Source organism: Streptomyces torulosus, from assembly GCF_001419765.1.
Taxonomy (GTDB): Bacteria; Actinomycetota; Actinomycetes; order Streptomycetales; family Streptomycetaceae; genus Streptomyces; species Streptomyces torulosus.
On record NZ_LIRK01000600.1, the window covers coordinates 1 to 19537 of the forward strand.

At 72.7% G+C, this 19537-nt stretch carries 16 protein-coding genes and 3 pseudogenes; 7 read left to right on the plus strand and 12 right to left on the minus strand.

Annotated features, from left to right (window positions below; genetic code table 11):
- Nucleotides 1-165, plus strand: a pseudogene (locus AOK23_RS46015) (DUF664 domain-containing protein); the annotation flags it as partial.
- On the opposite strand, the gene AOK23_RS34570 reads toward AOK23_RS46015, so the two are convergent.
- The 5 genes from AOK23_RS34570 to AOK23_RS34590 all read right to left on the minus strand — a co-directional run bounded on the left by AOK23_RS34570 (nt 147) and on the right by AOK23_RS34590 (nt 5803).
- Nucleotides 147-1217, minus strand: a complete 1071-nt coding sequence (locus AOK23_RS34570; protein WP_055716484.1) for an adenosine deaminase — start codon at nt 1215-1217, stop codon at nt 147-149. The pseudogene AOK23_RS46015 and the gene AOK23_RS34570 sit on opposite strands and share 19 nt — an antisense overlap.
- 186 nt (nt 1218-1403) lie before the next feature.
- Nucleotides 1404-1799 carry a VOC family protein gene (locus AOK23_RS34575; RefSeq protein ID WP_055716485.1) on the minus strand — a complete coding sequence of 132 codons (396 nt, stop codon included), beginning with the start codon at nt 1797-1799 and terminating at the stop codon, nt 1404-1406.
- A gap of 170 nt (nt 1800-1969) precedes the next feature.
- Nucleotides 1970-3295 carry a hypothetical protein gene (locus tag AOK23_RS34580; RefSeq protein WP_055716486.1) on the minus strand — a complete coding sequence of 442 codons (1326 nt, stop codon included), beginning with the start codon at nt 3293-3295 and terminating at the stop codon, nt 1970-1972.
- Nucleotides 3296-3440: 145 nt separating this feature from the next.
- Entirely contained in the window at nt 3441-4808 is a 1368-nt protein-coding gene (locus AOK23_RS34585) for a phosphoinositide-specific phospholipase C-related protein (RefSeq protein ID WP_055716487.1), read from the minus strand.
- A 107-nt stretch (nt 4809-4915) separates the two neighbouring features.
- The gene (locus AOK23_RS34590; RefSeq protein WP_055716488.1) at nt 4916-5803 is read right to left on the minus strand and encodes a glycoside hydrolase family 19 protein; all 888 of its coding nucleotides are present in this window, start codon (nt 5801-5803) and stop codon (nt 4916-4918) included.
- Between the two features lie 240 nt (nt 5804-6043).
- Between AOK23_RS34590 and AOK23_RS34595 the strand changes: the two genes are divergently transcribed.
- The 3 genes from AOK23_RS34595 (at nt 6044) to AOK23_RS34605 (ending at nt 8844) form a co-directional block, all read left to right on the plus strand.
- A complete protein-coding gene (locus AOK23_RS34595) occupies nt 6044-7087 on the plus strand; it encodes an acyl-CoA dehydrogenase family protein (protein ID WP_055716489.1) in 1044 nt (347 codons plus the stop codon).
- Nucleotides 7088-7176: 89 nt separating this feature from the next.
- Nucleotides 7177-7830: a dihydrofolate reductase family protein gene (locus AOK23_RS34600; protein WP_055716490.1), complete on the plus strand. Its 654-nt coding sequence runs from the start codon at nt 7177-7179 to the stop codon at nt 7828-7830.
- Nucleotides 7831-7932: 102 nt separating this feature from the next.
- A complete protein-coding gene (locus AOK23_RS34605; RefSeq protein WP_055716491.1) occupies nt 7933-8844 on the plus strand; it encodes a hypothetical protein in 912 nt (303 codons plus the stop codon).
- 17 nt (nt 8845-8861) lie between these two features.
- Here the strand turns inward: AOK23_RS34605 and AOK23_RS34610 are convergent, their stop codons facing one another.
- The 4 genes and pseudogenes from AOK23_RS34610 to AOK23_RS52115 form a co-directional block, all read right to left on the minus strand.
- Nucleotides 8862-10004 carry an LLM class flavin-dependent oxidoreductase gene (locus AOK23_RS34610; protein WP_055716499.1) on the minus strand — a complete coding sequence of 381 codons (1143 nt, stop codon included), beginning with the start codon at nt 10002-10004 and terminating at the stop codon, nt 8862-8864.
- Between the two features lie 223 nt (nt 10005-10227).
- A complete protein-coding gene (gene ssuE / locus AOK23_RS34615; protein ID WP_055716492.1) occupies nt 10228-10782 on the minus strand; it encodes an NADPH-dependent FMN reductase in 555 nt (184 codons plus the stop codon).
- Between the two features lie 73 nt (nt 10783-10855).
- Nucleotides 10856-11035, minus strand: a pseudogene (locus AOK23_RS52110) (hypothetical protein); the annotation flags it as partial.
- A gap of 203 nt (nt 11036-11238) precedes the next feature.
- On the minus strand, nt 11239-11322 hold the full coding sequence (locus AOK23_RS52115) for a putative leader peptide (protein ID WP_368855110.1): 84 nt from the start codon (nt 11320-11322) through the stop codon (nt 11239-11241).
- Nucleotides 11323-11459: 137 nt separating this feature from the next.
- Here AOK23_RS52115 and AOK23_RS49065 point away from each other — a divergent pair.
- Nucleotides 11460-12375 (plus strand): annotated as a pseudogene (locus AOK23_RS49065) (LysR family transcriptional regulator).
- Nucleotides 12376-12399: 24 nt separating this feature from the next.
- On the opposite strand, the gene AOK23_RS34630 reads toward AOK23_RS49065, so the two are convergent.
- Both AOK23_RS34630 and AOK23_RS34635 read right to left on the minus strand, forming a co-directional pair.
- Nucleotides 12400-14487, minus strand: coding sequence for an MMPL family transporter (locus AOK23_RS34630; protein WP_055716494.1), 2088 nt, complete (start codon nt 14485-14487; stop codon nt 12400-12402).
- A 159-nt stretch (nt 14488-14646) separates the two neighbouring features.
- Nucleotides 14647-15144 carry a MarR family winged helix-turn-helix transcriptional regulator gene (locus AOK23_RS34635; protein WP_055716495.1) on the minus strand — a complete coding sequence of 166 codons (498 nt, stop codon included), beginning with the start codon at nt 15142-15144 and terminating at the stop codon, nt 14647-14649.
- 133 nt (nt 15145-15277) lie between these two features.
- Here AOK23_RS34635 and AOK23_RS34640 point away from each other — a divergent pair, with 133 nt between their 5' ends.
- Nucleotides 15278-16810, plus strand: a complete 1533-nt coding sequence (locus AOK23_RS34640) for an SDR family oxidoreductase (protein ID WP_055716496.1) — start codon at nt 15278-15280, stop codon at nt 16808-16810.
- Between the two features lie 127 nt (nt 16811-16937).
- A complete protein-coding gene (locus tag AOK23_RS34645; RefSeq protein ID WP_055716497.1) occupies nt 16938-18305 on the plus strand; it encodes a cryptochrome/photolyase family protein in 1368 nt (455 codons plus the stop codon).
- 46 nt (nt 18306-18351) lie between these two features.
- Here AOK23_RS34645 and AOK23_RS34650 read toward each other — a convergent pair whose 3' ends face one another.
- On the minus strand, nt 18352-19395 hold the full coding sequence (locus AOK23_RS34650; protein ID WP_055716498.1) for a MerR family transcriptional regulator: 1044 nt from the start codon (nt 19393-19395) through the stop codon (nt 18352-18354).
- Nucleotides 19396-19537 lie beyond the last annotated feature (142 nt).

Below are 19537 nucleotides of genomic sequence, written 5' to 3' on the forward strand. Positions count from 1 at the left end.
CGGACGCCCAGGCTGACCGGCAGGCATCTCGGCCGCATCGTGGACGAGCGCTGGGATCCGCCGGTCAGCCTGGGCGTCCGCCTGGTGAGCGTCCTGGCCGACGATCTTCAGCATGCCGGCCAGGCCGCGTACGTACGGGGTCTGCTTCAGCGCGCGGACTCGTAGCCTGGCAGTACGACGTCACGGATCAGGGCGTTCCGCTCGTCGAACGGGATGAACGCGCTCTTGAGGGCGTTGACGGTGACGGTGCGCAGGTCGTCGAGGGTCCAGCCGGCCTCCTCGACGAGCAGGCCCATCTCCCGGGTCATGGTCGTCCCGGACACCAGGCGGTTGTCGGTGTTGAGGGTGACGCGGAAACCGAGGTCCTTCAGCGCGGTGATGGGGTGCTCCGCGATGGAGGTGGCCGCGCCGGTCTGGAGGTTGGAGGTGGGGCACATCTCCAGGGCGACACGGCGGTCGCGGACCCAGGAGGCGAGGCGGCCGAGCTTGCCGTCGACGATGTCCTCGGTGATGCGGACGCCGTGGCCGATGCGCTGGGCGCCACACACCTGGAGGGCCTGGTGGATGCTGGGCAGGCCGTGGGCCTCACCGGCGTGGATCGTGAAGGGGACACTCTCGCGGCGCAGGTGCTCGAACGCGGCCAGGTGGTCGGCGGGCGGGAAGCCGTCCTCGGCGCCCGCGATGTCGAAGCCGACGACACCGGCGTCCCGGAAGGCGACGGCCAGGTCGGCGGCCTCGCGGACCCGGTCGAACATGCGCATCCCGCACAGCAGCGTGCCGACACGGACCGGGGTGCCCTGGGCCGCCGCCTTGGCCATACCGGCGGCGAGGCCCTCCTGCACGGTCTCGACCACCTCGGCCAGCGCCAGCCCGCCCCTGGTGTTCAGCTCGGGGGCGTAGCGGACCTCGCCGTAGACGACTCCGTCGGCGGCCAGGTCGAGCACGTACTCCTCGGCGGCGCGCAGCAGGCCCTCGCGGGTCTGCAGCACGGCGAGGGTGTGCTCGAAGGTGGCTATGTACCGCACCAGGTCACCGGAGTTGGCGGCCTCGTAGAACCAGGCGGCGAGGCCCTCGGGGTCGGTCTCGGGAAGGGTGTGGCCGACCTCCGCAGCGAGCTCCACGAGGCTCGCGGGGCGCAGACCGCCGTCGAGGTGGTCGTGCAGGACGACCTTGGGGAGGCGGCGGATGGTGTCGGCGTCGATGCGGGGCGCGGTCATGGCGTTCGTTCCTCGGCAGGTGATGCGGTGGGTGTGCGGCGGGTGCGCCGGTCGGGTCCGGGGAGGGCGGCCCGGCAGGCGGCTCAGTCGGTGACTGCTCGGTCGGTGGCGGCTGAGCCGGGGCTGCTCAGTCGGTGGCGGTCGAGTCGGGACGGCTCGGCCTGCGGTGGCTCGGTCGACGGTGGCTCAGTCGGCGGCGGGCTGGAGGAGGTCCCAGCGGTTCCCGTACAGGTCCTCGAAGACGGCGACCGAGCCGTACGGCTCGTGGCGCGGCTCCTCCAGGAACCTGACGCCCGAGGCCAGCATCCGGGCGTGGTCGCGGGCGAAGTCGTCGGTGTGGAGGAAGAAGCCCACGCGTCCGCCGGTCTGGTCGCCGATCCGGCCGTGCTGCGCCTCGTCCTTGGCCCGGGCGAGCAGCAGTCCGGTGCCCGCGCCCCCGGTGCCCGGCTCGACGACGACCCAGCGGCTGCCGTCGGGCCTCGGGGCGTCCTCGACGAGCCGGAAGCCGAGCGCCTCGGTGTAGAAGCGGATCGCCTCGTCGTAGTCGTCGACCACGAGGGTGACCAGGGCGACGCGTCTCATCGGAGGGCCTCTCGGGTGGGGCGCGGTTCACGCGCGGGGCGGTGCGGGGATCTACCGAGGTTCGCTCGGGGTTCCCGGGAGGTTATACGTAACACCTATCGGACGGCAACTGGCGTGTACGACGGAGGCCCCCTGCGGACGCAGGGGGCCTCACCGGCGGGAACACCGGGTCAGTCGCCCGGCGAGGCCTTGCGGAGGGCGGCGATGCAGGTGTTGAGCGCCTCCTGGAGTTCCTCCAGGCGCTGGAGCATGTCGTCCTCGTAGATCGCGTCGATGTCCACGGCATCGTCGAGGGTCAGCTCCTCGAAGACCTTCGTCGCCTTCTGGAGGCTGCTGTAGAACTTCGTGCGGCGTTCCTGGACCCGCAGCTCGGGGTTCGACTCGACGGTCTGGACTACGAGCTCCTTGACGGTGTCGTACGCCTCCGTCGCCCACTCGCCGGTGTCCTCGTCGTCGTCCAGCTCGTCGATGAGGGACAGGTGCCGCTCGGCCTCGGCGCGCAGTTCGGCGGGGGCGTCGATGACCTGCCCGGCGGGGGTCTTGACCTGGCCGTTCTCCACGATCTGCCGGACGTACCCGATGCGGGTCGCGGCCTGGGTCTCGCTGGCGACCGCCTTCTTCAGCTCCTCCGTGCGCGCGATGTCACGGGCGAGTTCGGTCTGGAGGGACGGGTCCTCCTTGAGCCGGTCGAGGAGAGCGGTACGGGCCGCCTGGGCGGTAGAGGGGTCGGCGAGGATCGCGGCGCGCAGCGCGGTGGGGTTCTCGGCGACCTCCAGGGCCTTGGTGGGGCGGATGCCCTCGGCCTCGGCGGCCGCCGTGATGGCGGTGCCCCGGTCGGAGGTCGCACTGGAGCGGGAGCTGTAGTACGACAGCCAGACGTCCGAGTCGGGCAGGTCGATCTCGGCGCCGGGGGCGAGCGCCTCGAAGTGCGGGACCATGCCGTCGTCGGCCGCCTTGTCCCACGCCTTGTAGTAGCGCATGACCCGCTCCGCCGAGCACCCGGCCAGCTCCGCGAACCGCTTCGCGGACACCTTCACGGTCTCGCCGGGCAGCTCCCCGCCGGGCCGCACGCTCCGCGCCACCTTCAGGGCGAACGCCCAGCCGCCGGTGCGGGCGTACACCCCGAAGTCATGCGCGTCGCGGGCGACTTGCTCGTCCACGACCTCCGCGGCATCCACGACGCCCTCGGCACCCTCCGGACCCTCGGAGTCCTCGGTGTCCGCGATGTCGATCGCGCCGCCCGGGGTGGCGGTCGCGTCGCCGTCCACAGCGGGCGGGGCCGGCGCGTCGCCCGACACCTGGGCCGGTACCTGTCCGGCGGACGCCTCGGAGGGGCCTTCACCGTCGGCCTCGTCCAGCCGGACCCCGGCGTCGGCGTCGGCGGTGGCGCCCGGCTCGACCCAGATTCCCTCGTCCTGCGCCGGCACTCCCCCGGTCGCCGGCGTCTCGCCGGCGGGCGGTACGGCCGACGCGGAGTGGGCGGTGGCTACGCTCACGGATGACTCTCCCGAGTGGTGACGAACGACAGGGCAGAACAGGCAGCCTATATGAACCGCTTGGTGCCTCTTTGCGCCCCGATCCCCCGCGTGTGTGTCGTCGCTCGCCCCGCCCCGAAGAGTCCGTCGGCGAGGTACTCCCACCCTACGGATAGGTGTACGTGTTCAGGGTCGTGACCGCCGATGCCGCGTTGCCCAGGCTGTAGTGGTCGACCGCGAGGAAGTTCGGCTTCTTGCGGGCGGCCGACTGGCAGAAGCGCTGGGCACGGTCGGCCAGCTTCGCGTTGTCGTTGGTGGCGGTGCCGGTGATGCCGACGTCGCGGAAGTGGTTCATCACGAACAGCGGCTTGAACGCGGACTCGGTGCGGGTGAGCGGGATGTTGGTGTTGGTGTCGTACCAGCGGCTGTAGCAGGACCAGTCGGAGGAGCCGATGCCGCCGCCCATGGACCAGTAGTTCTCGACGGTCCACTCCTTCTGGTACATGACGCCGAAGGTGTCGCGGGTGAGCCCGGCGGCCTGGTCGGAGGCGCGGCTGCGGTCGGTGAAGATGAGCAGGCGGTCGTTCGCGGCGATCAGATCGGCCATCCTCGGCCAGCCGCTGGTGCGCACGCCGGTCTGGTCGGGCCGGTACAGCACGTCGGACAGGCCGTTGACACGGGCGAGTTCGGAGCGCAGGACGGCCGGGTCGACGTAGTCCTCCAGGAACACGGTGAGGAACTGGTCGGGGTTCTGCTTGAGGAAGTCGACCATGCGCTGGATGTCGACCCACAGGGCGACGGGCCGGCTGACGAGGGTGCAGCTGTTGTGGCAGAGGATCGCGCCGTCGGGGGTCTGGTGGATGTCCAGCATGAATCCGCGTACGCCGTCGGCAAGTTGCTGGTTGATGCCGCGTGTCTGGTTCGGGACGAGGTTGACGAAGGGGGGTGCGAAGCCGCCGTCGACGCCGTTGGCGTAGGCGTTGTGGGCGGTGAGGAACGTGACCTGGTCCAGGGTGCGCTGCCCGGCGGGCGGGATGGGGCTGGTGGTGGGGTTGACCGGGGTGAGGTACCAGGCGGCCAGGTCGCCCGCCCCGCCGGTGACCAGCGGTGCGGGGTAGTTGGCGCCGGAGGGCTTGGCGCCGACCGTGAGGTAGCGCTCGGCGCCGGGCACCTTGAGCCGGTGGCGGCCGGAGCCGAGGTCGGTGATGTCCCAGGCCGCGTCGCCGCTGGTGCAGGCGACGGTTCTGGCCTGGTCGCCTGAGCGGCCGAGACAACTGCCCGCGGCGTCCACGCTCTCCAGCACGTACGAGGTTCCGCTCGCCCGCAGCGTCCACTGCTGGCGGTCCTCGTTGCCCTTGGGCCGGTGCTGTTCCACCGCTCCCCCGCTGTCGGCCGCATTGAGTCCGGTGACGGCGCTCTGCACGTAGTAGGCGCCCGGAGCGGGAACCGCGGCGGAGGCCGCGGGCGCGGGCGCGGCCACGACGGCGGCCAGCGCCACGGCGGCCGCGAGCGAGGTGGTACGGGGACTTGGCATGGGGGTGCCCTTCGTCGGAACGGGGACGGGAGCGGGGCCCGGCCGCGAGGCGGGCCGGACCCCGGAGTCGAAGTCAGGTGCATGACATCATGGCGAAGGGGTCGCCGTCAGCAGTACAGGTTGCCGCCCGGAGAAGTCCCGAGGATCTGTACGAACCGCTGGTAAGCGCTCACCCGGCTCTGGACCTGCGCCGGGTTCTTGCCGTCGCACTCCAGCGAGCCGTTGATGCTGCGGATGGTGTGGCCGAAGCCCGCTCCGGTGACCATCGCGTGGTGGCCGGTCATGCTGCCCGGGCCGGTCTGGGTGTTCCAGTACCACAGGGCGGTCTTCCAGGCGACGGCCGCGTCGTTCTGCACCAGCCAGGGGTTACCCAGCAGATTGAGGCCCAACGCCTCCCCGGCCGCCTTGTAGTTGAAGTTCCAGCTGAGCTGGATCGGGCCCCGGCCGTAGTAGGCCGCCTGTCCGGCGGGGCAGCCGTAGGGCCTGCTCCAGTCGCAGTAGGTGGGGTAGTTGGCGGTGTTCTGCTCGACGATGTGGACCAGTCCGCCCGTCTCGTGGTTGACGTTGGCGAGGAACGCCGCCGCCTCCTGCTTCTTGACGGTGTCGCTGCCGGTGGTAGCGAAGGCCGGGAACGCGCTCATGGCCGCCCGCAGCCCGCTGTACGAGTAGAACGAGTTCCGGTTCGGGAACATCTGGTTGAACTGCGCCTCGCTCACCACGAACCCGGAAGGGTTGGTGGGGCCGTTCTCGCAGGCGTACGGCTCCCAGTACCAGGTGCTGATGGTGGGGTCGTAGCCCGGGTTGGCATGCTCGGCTATGTAGGCCCGGCCGTCGGTGTAGCGGACGATGTCACCGGCGGCGTAGGAGCGGCCCGCCACCCAGTTCGGGTAGCTGGAGCAGGGAGCGGCGCTCGCGCTCTGGGCGGGCAGCAGCAGGGGGGTGGAACCGCCGATGACCAGCGCGGTCAGCAGGGCGGAGAGTCGGCGCCTCGACACGGGATCAACTCCTTCGTGGGGCACGGCCGCACCCGGGCGAGGCTCCGCGGGGCATGACGGGGACGGACCTCGCGCGCACGCGCCGGCGGAGCCGGCCACGGTGCGGGGCGGCCGTGGTGGGGGGTGTGGTGGCACACTCAACCGCGTTGGTCTGTACCAGTCAAGGGTGTAGACCAGTCAAAGACACGTCGGCGACGCGAAAAGGTGATCTTCCGGTGCGGGGGCGGGGAGAATCCCCCCATGACCACCTCACCGCATCCTCTCGTCGTCCGGGCGCGCAGTCTCGCCGCCGAAGTGCTGGCGCCTCAGGCCGAGCGCGTCGATCAGGAGCAGGTGCCCGCGAGCAGCATCGAGGCGATCAAGAGGTCGGGACTACTGGGGGTGAACGCACCGCAGGCGTACGGCGGTTCGGGGGCGCCGAACTCCGTGGCGCGGGAGATCGCGGAGATCCTGGCGGGCGCGTGCTGCGCGACATGGTTCGTGCAGACCCAGCACTACACGCCCGTACTGACCCTCACCAAGACCGAACTGCCGGCCAAGGAGCGGCTGTTGGCGAAGTTGGCGACGGGTGAGCTGTTGTCCGGGGTGGCGTACGCGCATCTGCGGAGGTATCCGCGGGTACCGGTCCGGGCCGTGCCCAAGCGCGGCGGCTGGCGGTTCCACGGGACGGTTCCCTGGTACACGGGGTGGGGCCTGAACGATGTGATGCTGCTGGCCGGGGTCACGGACGCGGACGAGGTGGTGTTCGCGTTCGCGGAGGCCAGAGCGCAGTCGGGGTTGAAGGCGTCGCCGCCGATGCGGCTGGCCGCGCTGACCGCCGCCCGCACGGTCTCGCTCCAGCTCGACGGGCTGTGGATCCCGGACGAGGCGGTGGCCCTGCACGCCCCGTACGAGAGCTGGGCGGCGGGCGACCGGCCCAAACCGGCGAACGCCTCGCCTGCCGTGTTCGGCGTCGCCGAGTCGGCCTTGTCGCTGCTGGACCAGGACGACCCCACCACGAAGGGGCTGCGACTGCGGCTGGACAAGGTGCGTCGGCAGGCGTACGCCCTCGCCGACCATCCCGCGCCGCACGAGCACATGGAGGAGCGGCTGGCACTCAAGACGAAGGCGTTCGATCTGATGCGGACCGCGACGACCGCCGCGCTCGTCACCGGCGGCGGGCGCGCCCTCGACCTGGACAACCGGGCGCAACGTCTCGCGCGTGAGGCGATGTTCCTGCTGGTGCAGGGGCAGACGACGGAGGTGCGCCGGGCCCATCTGGGGGCTTTGTCGGCCGCGTACTGAAGGAGCGACGCGTCCCGAGGGGCCATCATCGTTCCATCACCGCGTCGGTCCGACGCGGCTCGAACGGCAGCGGAAAGGAGGCGCCGGCCATGTCCCTCGCCCGCGTCCACAACTTCTCCATCTCGCTCGACGGTTACGGCACCGGTGAGGGCCTGAGCCGTGACGCGCCCTTCGGCCACGCCGGTGAGAGGTTGCACCAGTGGATGTTCGCCACCCGGTGGTGGCACGAGCTGACCGGCGGGTCCGGTGGGCAGGGCGGGCTCGACGACACCTTCGCGCGGCGGTTCGCGCCCGGCATCGGCGCGGAGATCATGGGCGCGGGAAAGTTCGGCTACCCCGGATGGCACGACGACCCCGAGTGGAAGGGATGGTGGGGGCCCAACCCGCCGTTCCACACGCCGGCCTTCGTCCTCACCCGTCATCCGCGCCCGTCGCTCGCCATGGAGGGCGGCACGACGTTCCACTTCCTCGACGCCTCACCCGCCGAAGCGCTGGAGCGGGCCCGTGAGGCCGCGGGCGGCCAGGACGTCCGGATCGGCGGAGGACCCACGGTGGTCCGCGACTTCCTCGCCGCCCGGCTCATCGACCATCTGCACGTCGTGGTGGTCCCGCTCCTGCTCGGCCGGGGCGTCCGTCTCTGGGACGGGTTGGAGGGCGTGGAGGAGGACTACGCGGTCGAGTCCGTGTCCTCGCCCAGCGGCGTCACCCATCTGACGTTCACCCGGGCGGGCGTCGCACCGTGATGTCCGCGACCCCCTGGAGCCGGGCGCCCCGCCGCCGTACCCTCGACCGCGTACCGCATCGCATGGCGGGCTTCCGACACGTTCTCCGACCGGAGGTCCCCCATGCCCGCGCCGCAGGTGCGCCCGTTCCGCCGCGCCGACCGTGACCAGCTCACCGATCTGATCAACACGCATGTCGCCGCCGTCGTCCCCGGCGTGTCCGTCTCCGTGAACACGGTGCTCAGCGATCTCGAACGCCGCCCGGAGGAATTCCTCACCGACCCCTGGGTGAGCGAGCGTGTCACCCTCGTCGCCGAGCGGCGCGACCACATCGTGGCCGCCGCCCATCTCCTGCGTTACCGGGCGGACGAGGAGGTCGGCCCGCACTACCGGGACGTCGGCGAGGTCGGCTGGTTCGTCGGCCGGGTCCCGGCGTCCTTCCTGCCGGACACCGAGGAGGCCGCGGACCTGCTGATGAGCGCCTGCCTGGCACAACTGGCCCGGTGGGGCGTGCGGGCCCGGTACGCGGACGGGGGGCTTCCCGCCCCGGCCGTGTACGGGGTGCCACGGGCCTGGCCGCACGTCCGCGCCGTCTACGGACGTGCGGGCTTCCGGCACGTGGGCGACACCGAGGTCGTCCTGATCGCCCGCGTCGGCGACCTGCCGGCCCCGGAGCCGAGACGGGGCATCACCGTCGACCGCACGCTCGGCGAGTGCGGCACCCGCCTCACGGCCCGCGCCGCCGGTCACGCGATCGGCTTCATGGAGGTGGACACGGCCCTGTTCCGCCCGGAGCGCCACACCCGCGGCTCCGGCCTCGCCGACATCGGCAATCTGAGCATCGCCCCCTCGGCACACGCGGACGGTCTGGAGCACTGGCTTCTCGGGCAGGCCGCCGACTGGCTGCGCCTGTGCGGCGTGGACCGTCTGCTGGCCTACGAGGCGGCGGCCGACCGGGCGGCGATCGACCGGCTGACCTCGGCGGGCTTCCGCGAACTGACCCGGACCGACCGCCACTGGGAGCACCGTCCCTGACACGAAGTGACATCCCCTCAGCTCGCGAAGGGCACCTGAGCCGGCGGCGCGGCCGGCCCGGCGGAGGGGTGCCGCCACAGGCCCTCGGCGGCGAGGCGCGGGAGGACACCCTCGCCGAACCAGTACGCCTCCTCCAGGTGCGGGTACCCGGACAGGACGAACTCGTCGATGCCGAGGGCGTGGTACTCCTTGACGCGCTCGGCGACCTCCGCGTGGCTGCCGACCAGGGCGGTGCCCGCGCCGCCGCGCACCAGGCCGATCCCGGCCCAGAGGTTGGGGTGGATCTCCAGGCTGTCGCGGCGGCCCCCGTGCAGGGCGAGCATGCGCTGCTGGCCCTCGGACTCGCTGCGGGCGAGCCCGGCCTGCACGGACCGTACGGTCGCCGGGTCGAAACCGTCGAGCAGACGGTTCGCCTCCGCCCAGGCCTGCTCGGCGGTGTCACGGGTGATGACGTGCAGCCGGATCCCGAAGCGGAGGGTGCGGCCCCGTTCGGCCGCGAGCCCCTTGATCCAGGCGATCTTCTCGGCGACCAGGGCCGGTGGCTCGCCCCAGGTGAGGTAGACGTCGGCGTGCCGGGCGGCGATCTCCCCGGCGATGGGCGAGGAGCCGCCGAAGTACACCTCCGGCACCGGGTCGGGCACCCGCGCCAGCTTCGCGTCCTCGACCCGCAGGTGCTCTCCCTTCAGGTCGACGGTCTTGCCCGCCCACAGGTCCCGCACGATCTCCAGGAACTCACCCGTACGGCGGTACCGGTCGTCCTTGTCGAGGAAGTCGCCGTAGGCCCGCTGCTCATGGCTCTCGCCTCCGGTGACGACGTTGAGGAGAAGCCGCCCGCCGGACTGCCGCTGGAAGGTCGACGCCATCTGCGCGGCCAGGGTGGGCGAGACGAAGCCGGGGCGGAAGGCGACCAGGAACTTCAGGCGTTCGGTGTGTTGGCTGACCATGGCCGTGGTCAGCCAGGCGTCCTCGCACCAGGCACCGGTGGGGGTCAGCGCGCCGACGAAGCCGAGGTCCTCGGCGGCGCGGGCGATCTGGCTCAGATAGGCGACCGTCGGCGGCCGGTCACGGCCGGACTCGGTGGCGGGGGTGCCGTGTCCGCCGCCGACGACGTGGCGGCTGTCGCCGTTGGTGGGCAGGAACCAGTGGAAGGCGAGGGACACGTGGGGTCTCCGTTCGGGAAGGTCCGGGAACAGATCGTCGGGGACGTCGCCTCCGGCGCCGGCACGGAACTCCTCGGCGAGCTTGGCGGCGACGGTGAGGGCCTCGGCGTCGTCGGTGATGACTTCGGCGGCCGGAACGCCCGCGGGGGCGTCGGCCGGGACAGCGGTGGGGGCGTCGGTCGGTGTGCTGGTCTGCGTGTCGGTCGGTGTGCCGGTCATGGCGTCAGCTCGCCGCGGCCAGGACGGGCACGGGGCCGAGGGCGGTCAGGAACTGGTCGACGACCTGGCCCAGCGCCTCGGCCGTGGCCGGGGCGACCGTGACCCTGCCGTCCTCGGCAACGGTGATGTCCTTGTCGAGGGTGAACCAGCCGGGGACGATGTGCCGGGCGCCCATGGAGCTGAGGACGGGGCGGAGGGCGTAGTCGAGGGCGAGGACGTGGGCGGTGGTGCCTCCGGTGGCCAGGGGCAGCACGGTCTTGCCGGTGAGGGCGTACTGCGGGAGCAGGTCGAGCAGGGCCTTGAGGACTCCGGAGTAGGCGGCCTTGTAGACGGGGGTGCCGATGACGACGCCGTCGGCGCGTTCGAACAGCGCGGCGGCCTCGACGACGGCCGGGTGCGTGAAGTCCGCGCCGAGGAGGGCGTCGGCGGGGATGGTGCGGACGTCGAGCGGGACGACCTCGTGCCCGTGGGCGGTCAGGCGGGCGTCGAGGTGACGCAGGAGCCCGGCGGTGCGGGAGGAGACGGAGGGGCTGCCGGAGACGGACAGGACGGTGGCCATGGGTTCTCTTTCTGCGGAACGGGCGCCGCGGCGAGGGCGGCGTCCCGGGAAGGCGAACGGTCGAGTGGGGCGGTCAGGCGTGCGCGGGGACGGTCACTGCCTCGGCCTCAGCTTCGGTTCCGGGCCCGGTCTCCGGAAGCTGTGCCTCCAGCTCGCGTACGAGGGGCGGTACGCGGCGGCCGAAGTACTCGACCTCCTCGTGGTAGTGGAGGAAGCCCAGCAGGAAGAGGTCGACGCCGAGCTTCTTGTCCTGCTGGTGACGAGTCCTCCGCTGACATTGGGGACCCAGTAGGCGAATTTCAGGGGTGCGGCGCGCATGCGGAACTCCTGTCGCGGAATGTTTTCGGGCACGCCGAATTCACGGGGCGCGCGAGTGCCGCGAAAAGCGTGCGGGCGCGCTGAATTCAGGCGGGAAAAGGGAGGGTTGCGCGGCGGATCGCGAAGAGGGGGAGGCGATCAGGCCGTGGCGCGACAGGAGGCGCTGGAGACGCGTGCGAGGTCGACATGGCGTCGCCGCGTGAGTTCCAGTCGCATCTTCATGCCGTCGATCGTGGCAGCCGCCGGTGACGGCAGTCAAGGAGAACCCGACCGGTCTCGTATCGCGGACCATTGAATTTCACGAAGGTGTGACAGGGAAACCCTTGAACGGCCCGGAAATCCGCGCGCATTCTGCTGCGGTGCGAACCGAACAGCTCGAATACCTGGCGGCGGTGACGAGACTCGGGTCGTTGCGCCGCGCGGCGGACGAACTGCGCCTGTCGCAGCCCGCGTTGAGCGAGACGGTGCGGAACCTGGAGCGCGAACTCGGGGTGGATCTGCTGGAGCGCAAGCGGTCCGGCGCGACGATGAGCGCGTCCGGCCGGGAGTTGCTGCCGCACATCGTCGACGTGCTGGACGCGGTGGACCGGTTGCGGGCCGCGGCGGGCGAGCAGCACCGGATCAGCCGGATGGTGCGGGTCGGCACGGTGAACGCGGCCACCGTGCCGCTGCTGATCCCCGTGGTGCGGGAGTTCCGCGCCACGCACCCGGTCACCCAGGTCGAAGTGGTCGGCGCCCAGCAGACCAACATCCACCGGGCCCTGCTGGAGGGCTCCTTCGACCTCGGCCTCGTCAACCACCTGGACGGTGACGACGTGCCCGCCGGGCTCGAGGCCGTCGAGCTGCTGCGGGGCCGCCCGGTCGTGGTCGTCCGCCCGGACAGCCCCCTCGCGTCCCTGCCCTCGGTGTCGCCGGACGATCTGCTCGACGTGCCGCTGATCGGGATGCGTTCGGGGTATGTGATGCACCGCTACGTCCACCGGCTGCTGGAGGGCCGCACGCCGTCCTTCGCGTACTCCACGGACGGCGCGGAGATGGGCAAGCTGCTGGTCGCGGAGGGGCTCGGGGCCACGGTCCTGCCGGACTTCAGCGTCGTCGGCGATCCGCTGGAGCGGCGTGGGGTGCTCACCCACCGGCCCGGTCGCGGACGACCGTACCCGGGTGCTGCTGATGCTCCAGCGGCGCCGTGCGGAGTCGGTGCCGCGGGCGGCCCGAGAGCTGCACGAGGCGTTCGTGCGCCGGGCGCGGGAGCTGGGCGCACGGACCGAACCATGATCCCTGAAGGCCCCCGCGGTCGCCTCAGTCGCCGTCGGTCACGGTCGTGCCGCGGCTCATGCGGCTCGGCCACCAGGCGCGTTCCCCGATGTCGCGGACCAGGGCCGGCACCAGCAGCGAGCGCACCACGAGGGTGTCCAGGAGGACGCCGAAGGCGACGATGAAGGCGATCTGGGCGAGGAAGGCCAGCGGGATGACACCCAGCGCGGCGAAGGTCGCGGCGAGCACGACGCCCGCGGAGGTGATGACGCCGCCCGTGGTGACCAGCCCGCGCAGCACGCCGTGGCGCACGCCGTGCCGCAGGGACTCCTCGCGGACCCGGGACATCAGGAAGATGTTGTAGTCGACGCCCAGGGCGACCAGGAACACGAAGCCGTAGAGGGGCACGGACGGATCGGTGCCGGTGAACCCGAACACGTGCTGGAACACGAGCGCGGAGACGCCCAGCGTGGCGAGGAAGTTCAGGGCCACCGTGGCGACCAGCAGCACCGGAAGCAGCAGCGAACGCAGCAGGCCGACCAGGATGAGGAGGATGACCGTGAGGACCACCGGGACGATCAGGGTGCGGTCGCGTTCGGCGGTGCGCAGGGTGTCGTACCGCTGGGCGGTGTAGCCGCCGACGAGGGCGTCCGCGCCGGGTACGGCGTGCAGTCCGGTGCGCAGCCGCGCCACGGTGTCCTTCGCTGCGTCGCTGTCCGCTGCGGCGGTGAGGGTGACGTCGACCCGGACGCGTCCGTCGACGACCAGGGGCCGGCCGCCGGGTCGCCCCGAGCCGCTGACGGCGGCCGCCGAGGCGACCCCGTCGGTGTCGCGGGCCGCGGCGAGCACCCGGTCCAGCTGGTCGGCGTCCGCGATCACCACGGCGGGGTTGCCCGAGCCACCGGGGAAGTGGTCGCCGAGCGTCTGCTGGGCGGCGACGGACGGGGCGTCGTGGACGAAGGTCTCGTCGAGCGGGACCCCCTTGGAGGTGAGCGTCGGTGCGAAGGCGGCCCCGGCGAGCAGGGCGGCCAGGGTCACCGCCCAGACCCGGCGCGGTGCCCGGTCGACGAGGGCGGCGACGCGTCGCCACACGCCCTCGCCGGTCGACACGGACGCGGGCCGGGCGCCGGGCTTCGCGGGCCAGTAGGCGGCGCGGCCCAGCGCGACGAGGACGGCGGGCAGGAACGTGAGCGTGGTGAGGACGGCGCAGCCGATGCCGATGGCGCCGACGGGTCCGAGCGCCCGGTTGTTGGTGAGGTCGCTGAGCAGCAGGGCGAGCAGGCCCAGCGCGACGGTCGCGGCGCTCGCCACGATCGCGCCCCAGGACTGCCGGAGGGCCTCGCGCATCGCGGTGAAGCGGTCGGTTCGGCCGGTGAGTTCCTCGCGGAAGCGGGCGGTGAGGAGGAGGGCGTAGTCGGTGGCCGCGCCGATGACGAGGATGGAGAGGATGCCCTGGACCTGTCCGTCGACGCGGACGACTCCCCGGTCGGCGAGGGCGTACACGACGGCGCAGGCGAGACCGAGGGCGAACACGGCGCCGAGGATGATCAGCAGCGGCAGCAGGACGCTGCGGTAGACGAGCAGCAGGATCACCAGCACGGTGACCAGCGCGACGGCGAGCAGCAGGCCGTCGATGCCGGCGAAGGCGTCCGCCAGGTCCGCCTGGCTGGCCGCGGGCCCCGCCAGTTGCACGGTGGTGCCGGGGACGCGTTCGGCGGCGGCCCGGATCCGGTCGAGGGTGCCGGCCAGGTCGTCGCCCAGGTCGGGTCGGAGCAGGACCACGCCCTGGAGGGCTTCCCGGTCGTCGGAGAGCAGGGCGGGCGAGACCGGTCCGGCCAGTCCGGGGCTGTCGGCGAGGGATGCGAGGGCACGGCCGGCGGAGGCGCGCCGCTCGGGCAGGTCCTCCCCCGTCCACACGACGATCACCGGGAGCGTCTCCTCCTGGCGGAACGCCCGTTGCGCGGCTATGACCTCGGTCGACTCGGCGCTGCGCGGCAGGAACGCGGCCTGGTCCATGGTGGCGACCTCGCCGAGGCGCCCGGCGTAGGGGCCGAGGACGCCTCCGACGACGAGCCAGACGGCGATCAGCAGGAGGGGGACGAGCCGGCGGGCGCGTCGGGGGGTGGTGGACATGGTGCTCCAGGCGGGAGGGAGATGACTCAACGAAAAACAATCTCAATGATTGAACTTGTTGGCGGCCGCGATCTTAGACGGTGCCTGCTCTTCCGCGATCACCCGGTCTTCGGATGCACCCGCCGCACGATCACGGCCTTCGGATGCACCCGCCGCACGTCAGCGGTGGCGGTCGGCGCCCGTGCCCAGTTCCTCGTTCATCGCCGCGAGGAACCGCAGGACGACGGCCAGTTCCTCACCGGTGAAGCGGGAGCGGGCGGCCTCGGTGGCCTCCGCCAGGGGCCGGAAGTAGGTACGGGCCGCCGAACGGGCGTCGGCCGCGTAGTACAGGTGGACCACCCGACGATCCGCGCTCTCCCGGACGCGGCGTACGTGCCCGGCGCGCTCCAGCCGGTCCACGCAGGCGGTGACGGCCCCGGAGGTCAGTCCGAGGTGTTCGCGCAGGCGTTTGGGGGTCATGGGCGCGTCCGCGTCGAGGATCGCCGCGAGCGCCTGGACGTCCGTCGCGTGCAGTCCGTGGTCACCCGCGAACGCGTGCACGAGCCGGTTGATCTCACCGTTCATCCGGCGCAGGGCGACGGCGAAGGCGTGCAGATCGGTCGCCGCCGCGGCGGGACCCTGCTCCCCGTGCCCCGTCCCCCGTCGCGGGTCGTTCACTGTGGCCACGCGGCAAGGGTAGTCGCCGTGCCGATCACTCGATCGCGCGGCGCCGGACCGCCGATGCATCCGGGACCGGCCCCGTGGGGGAAGTGATGTCCGGGGGACGCCGACGCGGAGGACCGAGGGATCCATGACGGGAGAAGCTGAGCGCGGTGCCGGGCCGCTGTGCCTGGTGACCGGTGCGACGGGATACATCGGCGGCCGACTCGTACCGGAACTGCTGGAAGCGGGCCTGCGGGTGCGCTGTCTGGCCCGCTCCCCGGAGCGGCTGCGCGACCATCCGTGGGCGGAGGCGGTCGAGGTGGTCCGCGGGGACGTGACCGACGCGGAGTCCGTGGCCCGGGCGATGCGAGGGGTCGACGTCGCCTACTACCTGGTGCACGCGCTGGGCACGGGCGACGACTTCGAGGAGACGGACCGGCGGGCCGCGAGCATCTTCGGGGAGCAGGCGCGCGCCGCGGGCGTCGGCCGGCTCGTCTATCTGGGCGGTCTCACCCCGTACGGCGTGCCCGAGGAGGAACTGTCGCCGCATCTGCGCTCCCGCGCCGAGGTCGGGCGGATCCTGCTGGAGAGCGGTGTGCCCACGGCCGTGCTGCGGGCGGCGGTCGTCATCGGCTCGGGGTCGGCCTCCTTCGAGATGCTGCGCTACCTCACCGAGCGTCTGCCGGTGATGGTGACGCCGAGCTGGGTGCACACCCGGATCCAGCCCGTCGCCGTCCGGGACGCGCTGCGCGCCCTCGTGGGCTGCTCCCGGTTGCCGGACGACGTCAACCGGACCTTCGACATCGGCGGCCCGGACGTCCTGACGTACCGCGAGATGATGGTCCGGTACGCGGCCGTCGCCGGGCTGCCGCACCGGCTCATCCTGTCCGTGCCGGTGCTCACACCCAGGCTGTCGAGCCACTGGGTCGGGCTGGTGACGCCCGTGCCGGCCTCCATCGCCCGGCCGCTCACCGAGTCGCTGCGGCACGAGGTGGTGTGCCGCGAACACGACATCGCACGGTATGTGCCCGATCCGCCCGGTCATCCGGTCGGCTTCGACGAGGCGGTGCGGCTCGCCCTGCGGCGGGTGCGCGAGGCCCGGGTGACCACCCGCTGGTCGTCCGCCTCCCTGCCCGGCGCGCCCAGCGATCCGCTGCCCACCGATCCTGACTGGGCGGGCGGCAGCCTCTACACGGACCGGCGCGAGCTGTGCGTGGACGCCCCGTGCGCGTCCCTGTGGCGGGTCATCGAGGGCATCGGAGGCGACAACGGCTGGTACTCCTTCCCGCTCGCCTGGGCCGTACGGGGCTGGCTGGACCGGCTGGCGGGCGGGGTGGGCCTGCGCCGGGGCCGCCGGGACGCCACCCGACTGCGGGTGGGCGACTCGCTGGACTTCTGGCGGGTGGAGGAGATCGAGCGGGGGCGGCTGCTGCGGCTGCGGGCGGAGATGCGGCTGCCGGGTCTGGCGTGGCTGGAGATGTACGCCGACACGGACGACGCCGGCCGCACGGTCTTCCGCCAGCGCGCCCTGTTCCATCCGCACGGGCTGCTCGGTCACGCCTACTGGTGGAGCGTGGCCCCCTTCCACTCCGTCGTGTTCGGCGGCATGGCCCGCAACATCGCGCGGGCCGCGGTGTCGGACGCGGCCGCCCGCGCGCGGGAGCGGGCCCCCGCACAGTGACGCGCGCCGTGACGCGCGCTGGGACGCGAGCCGGCAGGCCGCCGGTCACGGCACACGCCCGGCGCATCCGTCGGAGGCCGCTTCCCGGAAGCAGCAGGTGATCCGTCTTCTCGCCCCCGGAGCCCCCATGAACGTCTCGGTCGTCCTGTTCACCTCCGACCTGCGGCTGCACGACCATCCGCCGCTGCGCGCCGCTCTCGACGGGGCGCGCGAGGTGGTCCCGCTGTTCGTGCGGGACCGGGCCGTGGCGGCGGCCGGGTTCGCGGTGCCCAACCGGCTGGCGTTCCTCGCCGACTGCCTCCGCGATCTCGACTCGGGACTGCGGGAGCGGGGCGGCCGACTCGTGGTGCGCTCCGGGGACGTGGTGCGGGAGGTCTGCAAGGTGGCCACGGAGGCGGACGCCGACGAGGTGCATGTGGCGGCCGACGTCAGCGGGTACGCGCGGCGGCGCGAGGAGCGGCTGCGGCACGCCCTGGAGGCGGAGGGCGTGCGCCTGCACGTGCACGACACGGTGGTGGGCGCGGTGGATCCCGGCGCGGTGTCGCCCGCCTCCTCGGACCACTTCGCGGTCTTCACGCCGTACTTCGGCCACTGGTCGCGGCAGTGGCTGCGGGACCCGCTGGCCGCGCCGCGCACCGTGCGGGTGCCGGACGGGATCGGCTCGGAGGAACTCCCGGCGCGCGACGGACTGTCGGGGCTGTCGCCAGGGCTGGCGGCGGGCGGCGAGACGGAGGGCCGCGCGCGGTTCGCGGACTGGCTGCGGTCGGGCATCGCCGCGTACGAGGACCGCCACGACGACCTGGCGGGCGACGCGACCTCGCGGCTCTCGCCCCATCTGCACTTCGGCGCCCTCTCCCCCGTCGAGCTGGTCCACCGGGCCCGCCGGGTGGGCGGTCCGGGCGCGGAGGCGTTCGTACGGCAGCTGGCATGGCGGGACTTCCACCGTCAGGTGCTGGCGGCCCGGCCCGCGGCGGCCGCCGTGGACTACCGCGCCAAGCACGACCGCTGGCGGTCCGCACCGGAGGAGGTCCGGGCCTGGCGGGAGGGCCGCACCGGCTACCCCGTGGTGGACGCGGCCATGCGCCAGCTCCTCCACGAGGGCTGGATGCACAACCGGGGCCGCCTCCTCGTCGCGAGCTTCCTCACCAAGACGCTGTACGTCGACTGGCGGGTCGGCGCCCGGCACTTCCTGGATCTTCTGGTCGACGGCGACATGGCCAACAACCAGCTCAACTGGCAGTGGATGGCCGGGACCGGCACCGACAGCCGCCCCAACCGGATCCTCAACCCGGTCACCCAGGCCAAGCGGTACGACCCGGACGGGGCGTACGTACGGCGCTGGGTACCGGAGTTGGCGGGCGTGGCCGGACCGGCCGTGCACGAGCCGTGGAAGCTCCAGGGCCTGGACCGCGCCGCGCTGGACTACCCGGACCCGATCGTCGACCTCGCCGAGGGCCGGGAGCGCTTCCTGCGCGGGCGCACGGGAACGCCGTGACTCCCGGACGGCACACCGGACACAGGGGGTCGCGGCGCCCGGCGGCTCAGGAGGCCCGGCCGTACAGGTCGGTGAGCATGTCCACCGCCTCGCCGAGCGCCGACGGGCGGACCATGCCCTCCGCGGGGCGTCCGTGCCAGCCGGGACCGCCGAGCACGACGACGGGTTGGCGGCGGGCGCCCTTCACGCCCCAGCGCGCGGCGGCGACATGGCGGGCCAGGGGCACGCTCGCCGTGGAGCGGGCCTGCGCCCACAGGACGACGGCGGTCGGCCCCAGCCGGTCGACCGCCGCGACGAGGGCCTCGGCGGGTACGGCGGCGCCGAACATCCGGCTTGGCAGGCCGAGTTGGCTCAGGGCGGCGTTGAGGGCCTCCAGCGGAAGGGTGTGCTGTTCGCCGGGGACGCAGGCGAGGACCACCGGGCCGGGGGCGGCGGTCTCGTGCCGTGATCCGGCGGGTGGGGCGCAGCGGCGCAGGACCGTGGAGACGTGCCACGACAGCAGGTGTTCGACCTCGACGTAGCGGTCCCCGGACGACTCCCACTTGCGGCCCACCGCGTGCAGCGTCGGCACCATCACGTCCTGCCAGGCGACCGTGACGCCGTACCGCTCGACGACCGCCGCGAGTCGCTCCTCGACGGCCGGCGCGTCGAGCCGTACGGCGGCACGGGCGAGCCCCCGGCACTCCTGGCGCACATCGGCGTCGGTGGGAGCGGCGGTTTCGGCGGCCGAGGTGGTGGGGGCCGAGGACTGCGGCCGTGCGGGGGCGGGCGCCCGTCCACCGCCCACGGCCTCACCCAGGTCTCCGCCGTCCTCCCAGTCGTCGGGGGCTCCCTCTCCCGTGCCCTTCTTCGCCGCGCGTGCCGCCTCCGCCGTCGGCACCCCGGCGGAGGTCAGGCGGCACATCGTCTCGACCATCGCGACATCCTGCGGGGTCCAGCGCCGGTGCCGCCCGTCGGGGCGGACGGCGGGCCCGATGCCGTAACGCCGGTCCCAGGAGCGCAGGGTCGTGGGCGACACGCCCAGTCTCCGCGCCACGGCCCCGGTGGTGAGCCCAGCGTCGACGGGGGTTTCGTCCCTGAACAGACCCATACGACGACTATACGATGCAGAAGCGATGCGAGTTGAGGGCGTTATGCCCCGCCTCGCACGATGACGGCATTCCCACCGCCTATGCGAGGAGCCGTCCTCATGAGCCCTGTGTGCACGGGCGCCCCGCCCGCCACCGCCGCCA

What these genes read in the sequence shown, in the direction of transcription:
- AOK23_RS34585 (WP_055716487.1), bottom strand. Translation starts at nt 4,808, where the DNA reads ATGCCAAGTCCCCGTACCACCTCGCTCGCGGCCGCCGTGGCGCTGGCC.
- AOK23_RS34645 (WP_055716497.1), top strand. Translation starts at nt 16,938, where the DNA reads ATGAACGTCTCGGTCGTCCTGTTCACCTCCGACCTGCGGCTGCACGAC.
- AOK23_RS34595 (WP_055716489.1), top strand. Translation starts at nt 6,044, where the DNA reads ATGACCACCTCACCGCATCCTCTCGTCGTCCGGGCGCGCAGTCTCGCC.
- AOK23_RS34575 (WP_055716485.1), bottom strand. Translation starts at nt 1,799, where the DNA reads ATGAGACGCGTCGCCCTGGTCACCCTCGTGGTCGACGACTACGACGAG.
- ssuE (WP_055716492.1), bottom strand. Translation starts at nt 10,782, where the DNA reads ATGGCCACCGTCCTGTCCGTCTCCGGCAGCCCCTCCGTCTCCTCCCGC.
- AOK23_RS34630 (WP_055716494.1), bottom strand. Translation starts at nt 14,487, where the DNA reads ATGTCCACCACCCCCCGACGCGCCCGCCGGCTCGTCCCCCTCCTGCTG.
- AOK23_RS34650 (WP_055716498.1), bottom strand. Translation starts at nt 19,395, where the DNA reads ATGGGTCTGTTCAGGGACGAAACCCCCGTCGACGCTGGGCTCACCACC.
- AOK23_RS52115 (WP_368855110.1), bottom strand. Translation starts at nt 11,322, where the DNA reads ATGAAGATGCGACTGGAACTCACGCGGCGACGCCATGTCGACCTCGCA.
- AOK23_RS34640 (WP_055716496.1), top strand. Translation starts at nt 15,278, where the DNA reads ATGACGGGAGAAGCTGAGCGCGGTGCCGGGCCGCTGTGCCTGGTGACC.
- AOK23_RS34570 (WP_055716484.1), bottom strand. Translation starts at nt 1,217, where the DNA reads ATGACCGCGCCCCGCATCGACGCCGACACCATCCGCCGCCTCCCCAAG.
- AOK23_RS34600 (WP_055716490.1), top strand. Translation starts at nt 7,177, where the DNA reads ATGTCCCTCGCCCGCGTCCACAACTTCTCCATCTCGCTCGACGGTTAC.
- AOK23_RS34605 (WP_055716491.1), top strand. Translation starts at nt 7,933, where the DNA reads ATGCCCGCGCCGCAGGTGCGCCCGTTCCGCCGCGCCGACCGTGACCAG.